The organism is Gilvimarinus sp. 1_MG-2023, assembly GCF_030548285.1.
Map to the genome: position 1 here is coordinate 1 of NZ_JAUOSC010000934.1, position 276 is coordinate 276.

The following is a 276-nucleotide window of genomic DNA, read 5'->3' on the forward strand; positions in this document are numbered from 1 at the left end:
ATCCAGAGCGTGAGCGTATCTCTCTGGGCGTGAAACAGCTGGAAAGCGATCCGTTCTCCGAGTTTGTTGCAGTTCACGATAAAGGCGCTGTTGTTGTCGGTAAGGTCATTTCTGTTGATGTCAAATCAGCGGTTGTTGAATTGTCTCCAGGCGTAGAAGCTTCCCTGAAAGCTTCTGAAATCAGCCGTGACAAAGTAGACGATGCCCGTACTGTGCTGAAAGAAGGCGAAGACGTACAAGGTGTTATCACCATGGTTGATCGTAAAAACCGTGCGT

General features: G+C 48.6%; 1 protein-coding gene. It reads left to right on the forward strand.

The features are described from left to right. On the forward strand, window positions 1-276 hold a 276-nt coding region (locus Q4563_RS19610; RefSeq protein WP_303605711.1), incomplete at both ends, for a S1 RNA-binding domain-containing protein.